The 16121-nt window shown below is 45.7% G+C and carries 13 protein-coding genes; 5 read left to right on the top strand and 8 right to left on the bottom strand.

What is annotated here, in order from left to right; genetic code table 11:
- Positions 1 to 114 precede the first annotated feature (114 nt).
- Positions 115 to 981 (top strand): AraC family transcriptional regulator, encoded by an 867-nt coding sequence (locus tag AC5V8P_RS13290; protein ID WP_064796840.1) that lies wholly within the window; start codon positions 115 to 117, stop codon positions 979 to 981.
- Between the two features lie 139 nt (positions 982 to 1120).
- Here AC5V8P_RS13290 and mgrA read toward each other — a convergent pair whose 3' ends face one another.
- From mgrA to AC5V8P_RS13270, 4 genes are all read right to left on the bottom strand, one after another.
- Positions 1121 to 2140 carry an L-glyceraldehyde 3-phosphate reductase gene (mgrA, locus tag AC5V8P_RS13285; RefSeq protein ID WP_064796841.1) on the bottom strand — a complete coding sequence of 340 codons (1020 nt, stop codon included), beginning with the start codon at positions 2138 to 2140 and terminating at the stop codon, positions 1121 to 1123.
- Positions 2141 to 2224: 84 nt separating this feature from the next.
- On the bottom strand, positions 2225 to 2965 hold the full coding sequence (locus AC5V8P_RS13280; RefSeq protein WP_064796842.1) for an NAD-dependent protein deacylase: 741 nt from the start codon (positions 2963 to 2965) through the stop codon (positions 2225 to 2227).
- Complete coding sequence (locus AC5V8P_RS13275) at positions 2962 to 3732, bottom strand: HAD family hydrolase (protein ID WP_064796843.1); 771 nt, start codon at positions 3730 to 3732, stop codon at positions 2962 to 2964. The genes AC5V8P_RS13280 and AC5V8P_RS13275 overlap by 4 nt, the downstream gene beginning before the upstream one ends.
- A gap of 14 nt (positions 3733 to 3746) precedes the next feature.
- Positions 3747 to 4553 carry an alpha/beta fold hydrolase gene (locus AC5V8P_RS13270; protein WP_063212085.1) on the bottom strand — a complete coding sequence of 269 codons (807 nt, stop codon included), beginning with the start codon at positions 4551 to 4553 and terminating at the stop codon, positions 3747 to 3749.
- Between the two features lie 314 nt (positions 4554 to 4867).
- On the opposite strand from AC5V8P_RS13270, the gene AC5V8P_RS13265 reads away from it, so the two are divergent.
- The 3 genes from AC5V8P_RS13265 to ilvD all read left to right on the top strand — a co-directional run bounded on the left by AC5V8P_RS13265 (position 4868) and on the right by ilvD (position 8358).
- Positions 4868 to 5902 (top strand): acyltransferase family protein, encoded by a 1035-nt coding sequence (locus tag AC5V8P_RS13265; RefSeq protein WP_064796844.1) that lies wholly within the window; start codon positions 4868 to 4870, stop codon positions 5900 to 5902.
- A 174-nt stretch (positions 5903 to 6076) separates the two neighbouring features.
- Positions 6077 to 6325: a KGG domain-containing protein gene (locus AC5V8P_RS13260; RefSeq protein ID WP_063212044.1), complete on the top strand. Its 249-nt coding sequence runs from the start codon at positions 6077 to 6079 to the stop codon at positions 6323 to 6325.
- Between the two features lie 344 nt (positions 6326 to 6669).
- Positions 6670 to 8358 (top strand): dihydroxy-acid dehydratase, encoded by a 1689-nt coding sequence (ilvD, locus tag AC5V8P_RS13255; RefSeq protein ID WP_063212043.1) that lies wholly within the window; start codon positions 6670 to 6672, stop codon positions 8356 to 8358.
- 86 nt (positions 8359 to 8444) lie between these two features.
- Here ilvD and AC5V8P_RS13250 read toward each other — a convergent pair whose 3' ends face one another.
- On the bottom strand, positions 8445 to 9890 hold the full coding sequence (locus AC5V8P_RS13250) for a polysaccharide deacetylase family protein (protein WP_064796845.1): 1446 nt from the start codon (positions 9888 to 9890) through the stop codon (positions 8445 to 8447).
- Between the two features lie 179 nt (positions 9891 to 10069).
- Here AC5V8P_RS13250 and AC5V8P_RS13245 point away from each other — a divergent pair, with 179 nt between their 5' ends.
- The gene (locus AC5V8P_RS13245) at positions 10070 to 11224 is read left to right on the top strand and encodes an AI-2E family transporter (RefSeq protein WP_063212041.1); all 1155 of its coding nucleotides are present in this window, start codon (positions 10070 to 10072) and stop codon (positions 11222 to 11224) included.
- Here AC5V8P_RS13245 and AC5V8P_RS13240 read toward each other — a convergent pair.
- The 3 genes from AC5V8P_RS13240 to AC5V8P_RS13230 all read right to left on the bottom strand — a co-directional run.
- The gene (locus AC5V8P_RS13240) at positions 11212 to 12981 is read right to left on the bottom strand and encodes a peptidoglycan D,D-transpeptidase FtsI family protein (RefSeq protein WP_064796846.1); all 1770 of its coding nucleotides are present in this window, start codon (positions 12979 to 12981) and stop codon (positions 11212 to 11214) included. The genes AC5V8P_RS13245 and AC5V8P_RS13240 overlap by 13 nt on opposite strands.
- Positions 12982 to 13276: 295 nt before the next feature.
- Positions 13277 to 15526 (bottom strand): methyl-accepting chemotaxis protein, encoded by a 2250-nt coding sequence (locus AC5V8P_RS13235; protein WP_064796847.1) that lies wholly within the window; start codon positions 15524 to 15526, stop codon positions 13277 to 13279.
- A 224-nt stretch (positions 15527 to 15750) separates the two neighbouring features.
- A partial coding sequence (locus tag AC5V8P_RS13230; RefSeq protein WP_495473673.1) for a U32 family peptidase C-terminal domain-containing protein occupies positions 15751 to 16121 on the bottom strand: 371 nt, incomplete at its 5' end.

The following is a 16121-nucleotide window of genomic DNA, read 5'->3' as shown; positions in this document are numbered from 1 at the left end:
CCAATGTAATGCATCCATGTGTTTAAGCTATGGATAAATGTGACTTGGATATGTACAATGTAAGTATAACGCATCTACTAAACTATTCACAAATGCAGGAAGGATGACCCCATTTTGCAAGCGTATTCATATAGTTATGCTGTCGCATCTAATCCGGTGTTTTATGAAAATAGCCCGCTGCATGTGCTTTTTGCAGGAGAGAGCCAAACCAAATCTGGTCATGCTGTGGGACCGAAAATCTATGATTATTATCTGCTTCACTTTGTGGAGTCAGGCAAAGGCATCTTTCGAACAGAACAGCATACGTATCAGCTTAAAAAAAACGATTTTTTTCTTATTCATCCAGGTCAACTGGTGAGCTATACCTCTGATGAAGAGGAACCGTGGCGTTATCGTTGGTCTGCCTTTACTGGACACCATACGGAGCAAGTCGTGCAAGAGGCAGGACTGCGTGTACATCACCCTGTTTTCCATGCTGCCGATCAAAGTCCCATTCCCGGTTATCTGGAGCAAATGCAATTGGCCTTTTACAGCAGAAAATCTAGCTCTCACCTTTCAGCATTAGGCTATTTGTACCTGATTATGGGAGAAGCAAGCAATTACCTGAGTGACTGGGCCGATCCGTCCGGAGCTGATTCGCAAATTCGACGCACAGTCAAACAAATGGTCCAATATATGTCCACTCAGTATGCACACCCTGTTTCCATTGAGCAAATGTCTGAAGGACTTGGTTATAATCGTGCATACTTATCACGAATATTCAAAAAGGAAACGGGTGTCTCCCCCGTCACCTATCTGCTTAAGCTACGGATTGACAAATCACGTCAACTGCTGCGTGAGCGTCCTGAACTGTCGGTTGAGCAAGTGGCTGCTTCTGTCGGATTAACTGATGCTTTATATTTCTCACGTCAATTCAAACGCTTCTGCGGTCAGTCTCCAACCGAGTACCGGAGCAAGGTTAAGCAGTATCCACAGTTGTAAAGTAAGCTTTAACAGGCTTCCCTAGCTCCCGGCGATAACGGCAAACAGCCCGCATCCTTTCAAACAGGATGCGGACTGTTAAGTAATATATCATATAAGAGTATGTGAAAATAGATTGACTCCAGGTTATGTTTTGTTATTAGGCTGTGCCACCGTCTTGTCCGTGCCCGGCATTCAGGATCGAATCAATCCGATCCAGCTCCTCCTGTGAAAACTCCAGATTGGATAGGGCTTTAACATTTTCTTCAATTTGGCTTACACGGCTAGCCCCAATCAGGACAGAGGTCAGACGTTCACCGCGTAGGGCCCATGCCAGTGAGAATTGAGCCAAACTTTGACCACGTGCAGCAGCCATCTGATTCAAAGCGCGCACCTTGCGCAGCGTTTCTGGTGTCACATGGTTCTCATTCAGGAAAACCGATGTGCTTGCTGCGCGTGAATCCTCGGGAATTCCGTTCAAATATTTGTTGGTCAGCAGTCCCTGAGCCAGTGGACAAAAGGCAATGCTGCCTATCCCGTTTTCATCCAGTACATCTTGCAATCCATTTTCAATCCAGCGGTCAAGCAAAGAGTATCTCGGCTGATGGATCAACATGGGTGTTCCAAGCTCCTTCAAAATGCGAGCTGCTTCGGCCGTTTGCTCTGCACTATAATTAGACACACCCACATACAGCGCTTTACCCGAACGTACGATATGATCCAGTGCTCCCATCGTTTCTTCCAGCGGCGTATTGGGATCGAATCGATGCGAGTAGAATATATCGACATAGTCCAGCCCCATTCGCTTCAAACTCTGATCCAGGCTGGATATCATATACTTGCGAGATCCCCAGTCGCCATAAGGACCTGCCCACATATGGTAACCCGCTTTAGTAGAGATGACCAGCTCATCCCGGTACGGTTTCATATCACTGGCTAACACTTGTCCGAAAAATTCCTCGGCTGAGCCTGCAGGAGGACCATAGTTGTTAGCTAAATCAAAATGCGTAATGCCCAGATCAAAGGAGCGAGTAATCATGCTGCGACCATTCTCTGCGTTGTTAATTCCGCCAAAGTTGTGCCACAAGCCCAGCGAAATAGCGGGCAGCTTAAGACCCGATCTGCCGGTACGGTTATATTTCATACTTTCATAACGATCTTCGCCAGCTAAATAAACCATGCTATCACAGCCTCTCTCGAAACATTGTTATGTCCATCACAACATCATCATAGCGCTTTTATCCGGGCATTGACAAGAAAACGATTACAAGCCCAATTGATGAGCGAGTTTTTCCATAACCTTACCGATCGGTTCAGTGAGCAAAAGATCCGCCTTGTGATCATATGAGGTGGGATCTGTATTTAGCAGCACCGTATGTTTACCGCGAAAATAAGTAATCAAACCTGCCGCAGGATGGACTGTCAGTGACGTCCCTCCAATTAACAGCAAATCTGCTTCAGAAATGGCTTGAATGGACTGAATAAGGGTGTCGTGATTCAATTCCTCTTCATATAAAACAACATCCGGTTTGATAATTCCTCCATCTACCGGACATTTAGGTACAACCTCGGAACTGCTCATCACTTCATCCAGACTGTAAAAGCGTCCACATTCCATACAGTAGTTGCGATGTACCGAGCCGTGAAGCTCCAGTACATTTACGCTGCCTGCTGCCTGATGTAATCCGTCAATATTTTGCGTCACAACCGCTTTAAGACGGCCCTGCTTTTCCAAAGACGCAAGGAAATGATGACAGCCGTTCGGCTTCGCATCGGGATGCAGCATTTTACCGCGATAGAAGTCGAAAAAGACTTCAGGATGCTTCACAAAAAAAGAGCGGCTAAGCATAACCTCAGGGGAATAAGGCAATTTTTCCTCACTCTGATACAAGCCTGCTGCCGAACGAAAATCTGGTATACCGCTTTCCGTTGATGTCCCTGCTCCGCCAAAAAAAACAATATTCTGCGATTCCTGTATCCATTCGGCCAACGTATTTTCTTTCATGCTCTACGCACCTCCAGCTCTTCATATCCACGAACAACCTTATCCGCATCCAGCAAATGTCTGGAACGTTCCGGTTCAGGCGCAAATCCAATGGCTAGCCTTACTCCGGCACGCTTGCCCATCTGCATGTCCCCATTACTGTCTCCGATCACTACCACGTCCACCGGCGATAGCCCTAGTAACTCGCAAGCTTTTTCAGCCATTTCCGGGTCAGGTTTGCCGTATGTAACCCTATCATGTCCGATGATCACATCAAAATAGGGTGTTAGCCCCATCCATTCCAAATGCTCTTGTGCAGCCTCTGTACTATCAGAGGTCACAACCGCCAGCTTCATTCCGGCGCGGCGACTTTGTTCCAATAAGGTCCGTAGCCCCGGGAACACCTTTGCTGCCCGCTGTCGGCGGACGTCAGCCATCGCTGTTTTATTAAATTCTCGAACAAGCTGCACAGCTTCATTCCACGGTATACCCGCAGTATAAAGCTGCCAAGCCAGTACACCCGTACTTTCGTCCACCGTCCCCATCGCCAGCGGGCCAGAAGGATCGTAACCAATCACGCATCCCTCCTGATCGTGAACAGTGCCTAGAACGTCGCCTTTTTCCATCGTGAAACCGGCTCCCGCTACAGCCAGATGCTGCTCCATCATATCCAGTATAGAACGAGCCCAAGGGCCCCACAACTGAATAAAATCCAGCAACGTGCCATCTTTATCAAATAAGATGCCACGGCATGGATACCGCATTCCCTGCACGATCAGCTCAGACATGCATCATACCTCCTTTACGGGTTCTTAGAAGCTGAATCTACACTTTCTTTCATCCAGTCCTGTAAAGCCGCTACCGTTTGGTTCCATTGCTCAACGGCACTAATTTGCGCGGGATTATCCCCTTTCTGGGCACCGTAACTGCCAAATTGGGCATGGTTCCCCCCTTCGACTGTAAAATACAGCGTGTTGGCGGGTAAATAAGTTCTCCCGCTTTGGACATTTTCCATCTGAATGACCCCATCATCACTTCCTAGTAAAGAAATCACTGGCAGATTTTTATCCTTTAAATTACCCTTGTTATCCGGATAGGAAGCAAGGAAAAATACACCTTTGACCTGATCAGGATGTGCAGCTGCGTATCGGGCAGCCATCACACCACCTAACGAATGGCCGCCAATAACAAATGCTTCTTGGGGATACGCCTTTAGCACTTCATTCGCCAAATCCGGAGAGATCAAGGCTAGGTTCAGTGGCATTTTTCCAATAATCACATGATGACCCTTTTCTGCCAGACGGCGTGCCAAGGGCGCATAACTTTCGGGCTTAACCAACGCCCCTGGGTACAAAATGACGCCTGCTCCGCTTCTCTTGGCAGGCTCAAAACTTATCCAGTGCTCTTGCTCATTTACTTTCACAGTATCCGCTATGTCGGCTAATGCAGCAGCCGCCGCCTCATCAGGCTGGTAGGGCGTAAATACCTTCCAGGCTCCCCAACCGGCAAATAGCACAATGACAATCAGGAAACCTAAAAGAATTTTCCATATTTTCCGAGAACCGCGTGTCCCATAAGCATTGTATGATCTTCTTGTTCTTCTTCTCATTATAAAAGTTCCTTTCGCCTTTCGTACCTCGTGATTCTTAGCTTGAATGTAAAAGGTTTCGCTGTATTCGTTTAGCATAACTATAACCTTGTTAGGGTAACATCGTTGCACATACAGGGTCAAATGAGCACATGTTTCCAGGCGTAAGCCCATCTTTATCGGCTGTTCAAGCTTTCGCCATATAAAAAGGACATGATAACGCTTACTAATGTGAATAAAATCACAATGAAGAGGTCCTGAGTATCGTACCTTGTTCCTTGTAAAGATTATTTTTTAAATAGTTTAGTCGGCAGAAGCCGTTCGGAGGGAGACACATGACGACAAGCCATGATGTACAAGGGGAAAGCTTCTTTCTCAATTTGCGATTTCTGTTGATTATATGCGTATTTGCAGGAAACGCTTTGGAGCCATTAGTCGCTTCACTTCAGCTTGCCCAACAGTGGTTTAGCTGGATATTCATGTTTCATATGCCGTTGTTTGTACTCGTTACAGGCTACTTTGCCAAAACATCTTTGACAGGTCTCGCAGGACAAAAAGTTCTGCTTCAGATCGGTATGCAATATTTGATTTTTCAATCCCTTTATTCCATTTTGGATATTGTAATCTTCCGCGTTCCCCATATCCATCATTCTTTTTTTGCGCCTTATCTGTTACTCTGGTTCCTCGCCAGCCACATCTGTTGGAGACTGCTGATGCTGTCTTTTCAGAAGATTCCACCTGTCGTCCAGTTGGGTATATCCGTGCTACTGGGGATCCTTGTCGGATATCTTCCCGTAGACGGCATATGGCTAAGCGTATGCAGAACCTTTGTTTATCTTCCTTACTTTGTAGCAGGCTATCATTTGAAATATGTGGACATTCGCCGCTTCTTCACAACACCCGTCCGTATAATCGCCGGCATTGTATCTCTTCTGTTAATGGTACTGGCGGGAACGTCCTATTTTGGCATCCCGGCTGGCTGGCTGTATGGCAACATGACTTATGGTGAACTGGGCCATACCGAATGGTACGCAGGGATTTACCGTATCGGCATTTATGGAGTTCAATGGATAGCATCTCTGGCGTTTCTAAGCTTTGTTCCAACCGTCACAGGACGTATAACCGAGATGGGACGGCGTACATTATATGTCTTTTTACTCCATGGCTTAATCGTCCGTACCGTTGTGGCAAAAGGAGTTTACGAGTATATAGATTCCCCAGTGGAGATCATGTTGATTCTAGTGTGCGCCGCAGGTCTGTGCTGTTTGTTGACCATGCCTTGGGTTCGAACTGCAACACGGCCTCTGATTGAGCCACAGGTAGAATGGATGTTGAAGCCAACTCCTTATCTTTTTAGACGGTCTGCATAATTTTTTATTACATTTTTATTTCCCGATCAACACACGACAACCCGCTTACGGACGAAAATGGAGGTGGGTATACCCTCTTTACTTGGCGCATAGTGCCTGTTTCATACAGACAAAATGTGGTAAGTAAAAGATACGCGCAACAAAAAACAACTTTTGAATAAGGAGTGATTTGTAATGGCACGTAACCAAAATCAGGGTAAAATGAGTCGCGAAGAAGCAGGCCGTATGGGTGGAGAAGCTACTTCCAAGAAGCACAATAAGGAGTTTTACCAAGAGATTGGCAAGAAGGGTGGACAAGCAACCGCTAACTCACATGATAAAGAATTTTATCAGGAAATCGGTAAAAAGGGCGGCGATGCTACAGCTGAGTCGCATGACAAAGATTTCTACAGAGACATCGGACGTAAAGGTGGCAGAAATTAAAAGGTAGCCTCAATATTCCGCCCTCTTTTCATATAAAAACAAGCAGGAGCCCATCCGTTTGACTACGGAATGGGCTTTTTCTATTTTTTCCGAACCGCCAGCAGATCAGAAAAAGAGAGTCTCGAAGAATTAGATTCAAATCCTCGCAGATGCAATATATAGATTAAAAAAACTATTCATATCTATATATTGTTGCTTACAGTACAATTCAATCCTCTTTCAAAAATCCTTATATATGTAGAAAAATGCGCACAACTATGATAGACTCTTTAGAAAACATCTGCGCTACTACGGTGTTCATTGAACGCCATACCATTTTTATACTTTGGGGGGAAACCAGCATCATGACAGCTAAGACGAAAATGCGTTCCGATATGATTAAAAAAGGCTTTGACCGCGCTCCTCACCGCAGCTTGCTGCGCGCAGCGGGTGTCAAGGAAGAAGATTTCGACAAACCGTTTATTGCGGTATGCAACTCGTATATTGACATCGTACCGGGCCACGTCCATTTGCAGGAATTTGGCAAAATTGTCAAGCAGGCCATTCGTGACGCAGGCGGTGTACCTTTCGAATTTAACACTATTGGTGTAGATGACGGCATTGCCATGGGACATATCGGTATGCGTTATTCTTTGCCAAGTCGCGAAATTATTGCAGACTCTCTGGAAACTGTCGTTTCCGCTCACTGGTTTGACGGCATGGTTTGTATTCCTAACTGCGATAAAATTACCCCTGGTATGATGATGGGGGCATTGCGTGTTAACATTCCAACTATTTTCGTCAGCGGCGGTCCTATGAAAGCTGGGAAAGACAAGAACGGACGCTCTATTTCCCTGACTTCGGTCTTCGAAGGTGTAGGCGCTTATCAGGCTGGTAAAATCGATGATCAAAGTTTGCTTGAGCTGGAACAATACGGCTGTCCAACCTGCGGCTCCTGTTCAGGAATGTTTACAGCGAACTCCATGAACTGTCTTGCAGAAGCATTGGGTCTGGCAATGCCGGGTAACGGCACCATCCTCGCAGTAGCAGAAGAACGCAAAGAATTTGTTAAACAATCTGCACGCCAATTGATGGAATTGATTAAGCTCGATCTTAAACCACGTGATATCGTGACCAAAGAAGCGATTGATAATGCATTTGCACTGGATATGGCAATGGGTGGTTCTACGAACACCGTATTGCATACATTGGCACTTGCCCATGAAGCTGAAGTTGACTACCCTATTGAACGCATCAATGAAGTTGCAAACCGTGTACCTCATTTGTCCAAATTGGCCCCTGCTTCCGACTATCACATTGAGGATGTCCATAATGCAGGCGGCGTAAGCGCAGTGCTGAATGAACTGTTGAAAAAACCTGGCGCATTACATGGTGACTGTATTACAGTAACCGGAAAAACTCTTCGTGAAAACGTAGAGGGGCAGGAAATTCTCGACACTAACGTCATCCACAAATTGGACAACCCTTATTCCGAGCGCGGTGGTCTGGCTGTATTATTCGGAAATTTGGCACCAGAAGGCTCCATTATTAAAGTCGGTGCGGTTGATCCTTCTGTTGGCGGTTATCACAAAGGTCCTGCCATCTGCTTTGATTCACAGGACGATGCGCTGGCTGGCATTGCTAATGGTAAAATCGTCGAAGGGCATGTTGTTGTAATTCGCTATGAAGGTCCTAAGGGCGGGCCTGGTATGCCTGAAATGTTGGCGCCAACTTCACAAATCGTGGGCATGGGACTTGGTGCCAAAGTGGGTCTGATTACAGACGGACGCTTCTCAGGTGCTTCCCGTGGTATCTCCATCGGTCATATTTCCCCCGAAGCAGCAGAAGGTGGACCAATCGCTTTTGTTGAGGACGGCGATATCATTGAGCTAGACCTGAACAATCGCAAGATTGAGCTTCATATTACGGACGAAGAATTTGAACGTCGTCGCGCCAACTGGAAAGGTTTTGAGCCGAAAGTGAAGACTGGCTACCTGGCACGTTATTCCAAGCTGGTGACGAACGCAAGTAACGGTGGAATTATGAAAATCTAGATGCATTGCCAAGCTAGGATATTTTGATAAAGCACTGAAAAGCCTCTCGACTCCTAACCAAGGTTCGAGAGGCTTTTTTTATGAGGTCAATTGCCTGATCCTGTTTCGGCTGTTTGTGAAGCCCGGATTGAAGCGTGAACAGCGTCTTCTTCGGCCAGTTCATTGTTACGTGTATGAACTACATCCCTTTGATCTGTCGGATCAAAAGTATGTTCTGCCTGATGTGAATCTACTTGTTGGAAACGATCAAATAAGGTGTCAATGGGCATTACGATTAGCTTTGGTACCATGACCTCTTTTTTTTCAATCAATTGCTCCGAACCCGAAGGGTGAATGATACGAAATAACAGCTTTAAATATACCGTAGACATATGCTTAAACAGTCCTTGGGGGATCTCTCGAATTTGAAATCCTAATTTTTCAGGCCCTCGATGAATCATACTTACTGCATAGATCGCCTTGACACCCTTCATTCCAGAGTCATGCACGACCCGTTGGGTAAGATCAGGTAGTTGTGTTTTCACAATCCGAATCAATTGAATAGCTAAATGTACCATAGACTTTGCCGTCGATCCCAAACGAAACAACACTTTATTGTCAAAATGAAGCTCAATGATGGGGTCCCCTTTTTCCAGCCACCTACCGTTCTCCATATTTATATTGGGGCCATGATAGATACGGCGACGATAATAAAAAATTGTATTATCCTTGCTGACAGGACGAAGACGGAACAAGGCATGAAATAGCCGCTCGTATTGTAGCCATCCGAACACCATCGTTTTTTTCATCCAATCCCTACTGGACAAGCTGGAGACAGTCGATTGATTTCCAGACTGGCGGCAAAGTAATGTATCCACGCGTACACTACGTAATTGCCGTTCCTGGGCGACCATCAGTAGCTTCTCTAGCGCAATTAGCATATTCCTTGGCGCTTCTGCATCTGCCCCCAATGTTGTACCACAGTCATGGAGTAGCATGACCTCGCCACCCCTCAGCTTTTTGAGCATTCTTTCCGCTAGTTGTTTCGCTCCAACGCTGGCCTTCCAGTCACCAAACATGGAGGACCATAATACGATTCGACGACCATTGTTTTTGGAAATATCAAATAAGTTCACAATCCCCCAAGGTGGACGATAAAAGGTCGTCCCTTCGCCAGTTACTCGACGAATGACTGACTCCGTCTGGGCAATTTGTTTTCTAACCGTAACAGGCCGCATGAGCCAATTCGATTTGTGCACATAATTGTGAATACCAATCAGATGACCTTCATCATGCATGCGTTTCAAAAGCTCAGGATGCTTTTCGGCATTTATCCCTACAACAAAAAAAGTAGCCTTGGCATCAAAACGCTTGAGTAAATCAAGCAACTGCGATGTATAGACTGGATCAGGACCATCATCAAAAGTGAGTGCATATTCTCGTTCACTTTTGCCGCGCTGGAACACCCGGAAACCAAATATACGACTTACCAGCGCCGGAATAAAAGCATAAAAAGTTGAAATGTAAAACATCCATAACAGCAAAGTCTGCACGTTTTATCCCCACTTTTCTATTCTGAACTTCCAAGCAGGCTTCCTGAGGAAAACTCACTTACTTATATGTTATCACAATGACGTAAGCATGCCGAGATTTTGCTGTTGCATAGGGTCAGGCACCAAGGTCCAATTTAGTGTACAATAAATAAAAATCTTAAAGGAGTCGTTGTATACATATGCTTCCATTGTACAAAAAATATTGGCGTACTGTTTTTGATATCGGTCTGATCGTATTAACCGTGTATTTAATTATGTTCGTCTCCAGCAAACTTTATCAGCTAGCCGCACCTGTGTTCCTTTCATTCGTTGTGTTTTGGTGCATTGAACCTGCTGCTCGCTATTTTCATCGCAAAGGCATGAAAAAGCCCTTTGCCTCCGCACTCTCCGTCTTGTTGTTTATCATCTTATTACTGGCTATTTTTTTCGGATTGGGCCTGATCCTGGTGACCCAATTTACAAAAGTCGCGCAAAACCTCCCACATTATACCCAGATTATCCAAACAGAATTCACGCGGTTTCTTCATCTTTCTCAAGATAAAATCGCTGCATTACCTCCGGGTGTGACTGAACGTGTAAATGAGTATTTTGCGACTGCTACCACCATTGCTACAAAGTGGGCACAGCTAGGGTTATCTTTTTTCATACAATTCCTCAGCTCTTTCACTATTTTTATGGGCAACTTCGCGGTTGCAATCATTTTAGCGTTCTTTTTGAGTATGGAAATTAATCTCTGGAAGGGGATTGCCCGCAGTAAAACACCTAAGACACTAAAAACGGCGTACCTTTTTCTGAAAAATCACGTACTCAAAGCCATTTCCGCCTTTCTCAAGGCTCAAGCTTTACTGGTAGGAATTACCTTTATCCTCGTATTTATAGGTTTACTCATTTTACAAGTGGATAATGCCCTATCGTTGGCGCTCGTAGCAGCTTTATTTGATATCCTGCCGTTGTTGGGTGTGCCTGTTATTTTTATTCCATGGGCCGTGTATTTGTTCATCACAGGCAACACTGGCTTGGCGGTAGGTTTGCTTATTGTCATGGCTGTCACTGTGATTGTACGCCAGCTGGCAGAACCTAAAATTACTGGTAATTCCATCGGCGTTTCGTCTGCCTATCTAATGCTTTCCTTTGCCATTATATCGTTATCTATCTTCGGATTGGCCGGATTAATTCTGTCCCCCATTCTGATCATATTGCTCAAGGAATTGTGGCAACAAGGTTACCTGCAGCAATGGATCCGGTTTCCGATTGAGGAATTTGACGAGCCTCCGTTTATTGTCAAAATTCAGGAGGAAGAGCGTGCAGCTACTCGTGGAACTCAAGAGGATTGAGCTAGCAAATCCATTACTTGACCGAAGAGTGCTGTGGCTCGATTCGCAGCACGCGTTGAAGCATTTTGCACAAGAACGGCAACTGCATAACGGGGCCGTTCTATCGGACCGTAACCAATAAACCACTGGTGATTTATGGGACGGCCGTTTTTTAAAGCTTGAGCCGTACCCGATTTACCAGCCAGCCTCCAAATTTTATTGCGCAAGGAGGCACCAGTCCCCTGTGCCACAACCTGTTCCATTGCATCACGAAGTGTATGTGCTGTGGATGTGTGAATCGAGCGGCCGCCTTTGAGTAAAGGTGCAGCATGAGCAGGTAGCTCCAGCAAGGTGCGTCCATCTGCGTAGCTGATGCGTTTAACGATGCGCGGTGCATGTACTTGACCATCATGCAGCAAGGTAACCATGAGGTTGGCTGCTTGAAGAGGCGTCACCAGCACATCACGCTGACCGATAGCTGTCTGTACACGTACGCCCGGGTCAGACGTATTCGTATGGGAGCCAAATACGGCTCCCTTTTCTTCGTGATCCAGAGGTCTGAATTGAGGTAGCCCTGCCAGGTTGCGGTCTTGCCAGCCCACAGTTCGACTCAATCCCAGTGCGGAGGCTGCGGCCTGAATTTGCTCCGCGTTAAGCCGTTCGCCGAGATGAGCGAACACACTATTACAGGATACGGCAAGCCCTTCCTCCAGGTTCAGGGTGCCGTGTCCTTCTTTTTTCCAGCATGACAATCCATACTTGCCGTAGGCTCCATGACAATGAAATTGCTCCTGCGGTTGAACCACGCCTGATTCAAGTGCAGCCGCAGCTGTAACCAACTTGAAAATGGAACCTGGCGTTACCGCTCTGAGAGCACGATTAGACCAGTCTGTTTGTTGCTGCGGATCCACATGCGCGGGATTATAAAAGGGGCGAGACACCATTGCCAGCACATCCGCGTTACCTGCATCAAGCACAACCACTGCCCCTTCTGCCAAATGATTCGATTCTGTCAGTTTCTCAACCTGCTCCTGTAACGGGAGATCAATTGTAGTCTGCACCTGTAATGGATAGTGGCCATTGGATGGGGCACTGACACGAAGCGGCATATGAGCCAATGGCCGACGTTGCGCATCTACAGACCGAGAGACGAATGTCTCGCCAACACCGCTCAGCAAAGGCTCCAGCGTTCTTTCCAGACCAGCTGCTCCCATCGGCAGTTCACCTGCTCGTTCGCCACGTTCATACAGAAAACCAAGCCATTGTCTGCCATTGGGCAAGTCCGTATAACGTTGCGTATACGGTACAAGCTCTATGAGCGAAGGAGCCAACTTCAGCAGTCTGCCCGCTTCATTCGGATGGATTTGCACGGGTTCTCCGCGCCCATCCCGCCATATAAGCGGGGATTGCAGCCCCTTCCAACGCGTCAGCAATTGCTCCTTGCTCGTATGCAGCAGCTTGGCCAGTTCTTGACCATGCACGGCTGCTTTGCCGTCTACATCGGGAAAAAGCACTGGCGTCCATACGATCCCACCAATTAAGGGTTGTCCATGTCGGTCCGTAAACTGTCCACGCCCAGAATCAATGGCGATTCCTTCCTGTCGCTGACGTGCTGACATTTCTTTAAGCGAATGCCCTCCGTAAAATGACAAATGAATGCCCGCTGTCGCCTGAATCCAAGCCAATCGTAAACATAAGATCAGCAGCAATACCATGATCCCCAAGGCTATGTATGCAATTCGACGTTGACGTATGAAACTGCTATGACGCCTTAACATATTCATCCTCCTTTCATCATTTTTCCAGTAGTATGTCCGGTGATGGAAAAAGAAAACCCACTCAACATGTAATGTTGAGTGGGTTGCCGAATTATTGATAGCTAATGATGTCTGTTTCTGGGCTCCAATCTAGAATTTCGTCTAACGAATAATAGACTGTTATAAAAATAGTAAGGGCTAGAATCACCCAAGCTACCTTTGTATTTGTATGCATCCTTCGCTTTCCTTCTTGATAGATTTTGATACTACGGGGATCAAATGACTGACAATCCTGATTTCCTCGGTTTTGCAACACCTACACTGTAAATCTTGAAAGCTGTTCTTTCAAATTCACCGATACCCCTTCCAGCTTATCAGACAAGCCTACCAGCTGATTACCGATATTGGCCTGCTCAGTACTGAGAGAAGCGACTTCCTGCGAAGTAGCAGAAGATTGCTCAGCTACCGCGCTTACATTCGTCATGGCCTCGGACAAAGTAGTCTGCGATTCACTTAGATGATGAATGGAGGCGGTGACCGTGCCCAACCGAAGCGCGAATTCTCCCATTTGCTGCTGCACTGATTGGAAGATGTCTGTCGTATCTTGTACGGCTCCCATCTGCTCCCGGAACAGTGGGTACACTTGAGATAACGCTTGCACCGTTTCGTTCATCTCATTAACGATGTTATTCGTAATACCGGTAGCCGTACGAATCGCTTGACGTGATTGTTCAGCCAACTGACGAACCTCATTGGCTACCACCATAAAGCCGCGCCCGGCTGTTCCCGCTCGTGCCGCTTCAATGGTCGCATTTAGTGATAGAATATTCGTTTGTTTAGCAATATCCTGTAAAACGTCCAGCACCTTAAAGACATCGGAAGTTGTCTGCTTTAGTTCATCTACTTTACCCACCAGAGCATGCGTAGTTTCTTCTGTAACCTTAGTCTTGCTTAATAGATTTTTCAGTTGAATTGTCCCTTTTTCACTGGATTGTTCAACTTCTTGTGCAACCAGAGTCATTTCATAATTGGAAGTCATCACCGTATCCATTTGCTGTGATATATTGCCAGTAAGCTCGCTGCCACGTTCCGCCTCTGTTGCCAAACTGGCGGCGCCATGAGCAATCTCTTCTGTTGCGGCAGCAATTTCTTTAGCTGAAAGGGCTGTCTTCTTCGAGGCATCACTCAGTTCCGTTGCTGTATTCAGTACCTCCTGTGCTGATGCATTTGTCTGTTCTACCAGCAGTGTAATTTGCTCCATCATCGTATCAAAACTTTCAGACAACTGTCCAATTTCATCCTGTGCCTTATACTTCGTTCGGATTTGCAAGTTGCCTTTAGCGCCTTCAATCATTAAATTCTTTAGGTGTGTCAGTGGGCGAGCCACAAGACGTACCATCCACAGACCAATGAACAATGCAATCAGTGCCGCTACCGCAGCAAATATCCAGGTTGTGGTAAGAATCCCCCTCGCGTCTCTCACCAATTCAGATACAGGTACTACACCCACGAGAATCCACTTGGAAGTTCCCAATGTATTATGAACTGTAAGCACACTTTGCTTTTTTCCATCTGCTTCCTGCTCCATAATTTGATTCCCTTCGACCCCTTCAAGCTTGGAAACGTAATCTAACTTTGTCTTTCCTCCTGCCAAGCTCTCATTGTTAGAGCCTACAAACTCACCCTTGTCTGTCACAAGGCTAATCATACTACCTGAGCCCAAATTAACACCTTTCAACTCGTCCTCCACCGCACTGGCCTTTAAATCCATAACCAGAACATAAGTCCCTCCTAACCCGGACATGCTGTTCATGGAGCGTGCCAGACGAAAGGTCTTGCTGCCATTGTCATTCACTTGCGTAGGTAGCCAAACCATTCCCTTGTTTTTTAAAATATCCTTAAACCACTCTTCCTGCCGTACATCCTTCTGTGTTCCGGTACCCATTGCAGCTAAACTGGTTTCTTCCGGGTACAAGTACAATGAATCAATCGCTTTATTTGTAAAAGCAATATTTGTTAATTTCTTGTTTACTTCGCCCATAGCAACAAAAGATGCAAAGGGATTTTTATCTTGCTTTACAGCCTTTTGCAATTGATCACTTAATTCAGTATCGAAAAATACCTGTGTCGATGTGTCTTGAAAGCGCTCTAAAATAATATCAAGCTTTTCCGAAGTTTGCTGAACGGTTTGCTGATACGCCGTAGCTGCATTTTGTTCAATCGTACTTTTAGCTTTGTAGTACGAAAGCATCCCCAGACTGACCACGAATAACATAATGGCTGCAAAAAAGATCAGAAACAACTTCATCCCAACCGAACGGATTGGATTATAGTTTTTGACCAAATGCATAAAATCCTTACTGTATCTTTCAGGCTTAAGTAAACGCTTTAAATTGTATGTGCATTTACGTAAGGCCTTAGCTAGCCAGGGAGTATCCTTCGAAGACATCACAACCGTCTCCTCCCCTTGATCCGTTGTTACTTTACTTCCTTTCAAGCCTTTCATTGAATCCGTTTTCTTAGATTGCCTGTTTGCTGTATTCCTCTCTTTTTTCCGAAAACCCATTCCTCTCACCTACCACCATATAATTAGTTTCCTATTCCACGTTATCCTTTATGTATCTATTATCTATATAGTCTCTATCGGAACTATTCGACAAGGAATGTAGCTTTCCTTTGAGTACCCACTAAATTTTGTGAAACTTTTTTCCTAGAAAACTATTCAAAAAAAAGCCTCTCCAACCGATAGGAGAGGCTTTTGAATCTTTTCACCTGTGACTTAAGGCTTATTTACTTCTTTTTACGCATCATATCAAAATACGATACAGGCTGATCTACCTTCATTTTAATTCGTTGAAGCGGGTGACGTGCAGCATCTAATTCGTTGCCTTCCTCATCCCAGATCGTTCCGACCGTTTGTTTGAAAAACGTTCCGTTCGGACCAAAAAATTCAATCTCATGTCCTGGTTTAAAATGGTTGCGTTGTTGAATCGTTGCGATGCCACTTGCGGCATCATAATCCATGACCAGTCCGGCAAAATCATAAGGGACTGCTTTTTCTTCCGGTTCATAAATATGATCCTCATGATCCGGGGTATCATAGAAAAATCCTGTATTCAACGGACGATTCGCAGCCTTGTTAATTTCTTCAATCCATTCTG

Source organism: Paenibacillus sp. N119s (assembly GCF_059447605.1).
This window is presented reverse-complemented; position numbering and strand designations above follow the sequence as displayed.

Coding starts and splice junctions, on each gene's coding strand:
- mgrA (WP_064796841.1), bottom strand. CDS start 2,140: ATGGTTTATTTAGCTGGCGAAGATCGTTATGAAAGTATGAAATATAAC.
- AC5V8P_RS13280 (WP_064796842.1), bottom strand. CDS start 2,965: ATGAAAGAAAATACGTTGGCCGAATGGATACAGGAATCGCAGAATATT.
- AC5V8P_RS13275 (WP_064796843.1), bottom strand. CDS start 3,732: ATGTCTGAGCTGATCGTGCAGGGAATGCGGTATCCATGCCGTGGCATC.
- AC5V8P_RS13270 (WP_063212085.1), bottom strand. CDS start 4,553: ATGAGAAGAAGAACAAGAAGATCATACAATGCTTATGGGACACGCGGT.
- AC5V8P_RS13265 (WP_064796844.1), top strand. CDS start 4,868: ATGACGACAAGCCATGATGTACAAGGGGAAAGCTTCTTTCTCAATTTG.
- AC5V8P_RS13260 (WP_063212044.1), top strand. CDS start 6,077: ATGGCACGTAACCAAAATCAGGGTAAAATGAGTCGCGAAGAAGCAGGC.
- ilvD (WP_063212043.1), top strand. CDS start 6,670: ATGACAGCTAAGACGAAAATGCGTTCCGATATGATTAAAAAAGGCTTT.
- AC5V8P_RS13245 (WP_063212041.1), top strand. CDS start 10,070: ATGCTTCCATTGTACAAAAAATATTGGCGTACTGTTTTTGATATCGGT.
- AC5V8P_RS13240 (WP_064796846.1), bottom strand. CDS start 12,981: ATGTTAAGGCGTCATAGCAGTTTCATACGTCAACGTCGAATTGCATAC.
- AC5V8P_RS13235 (WP_064796847.1), bottom strand. CDS start 15,526: ATGGGTTTTCGGAAAAAAGAGAGGAATACAGCAAACAGGCAATCTAAG.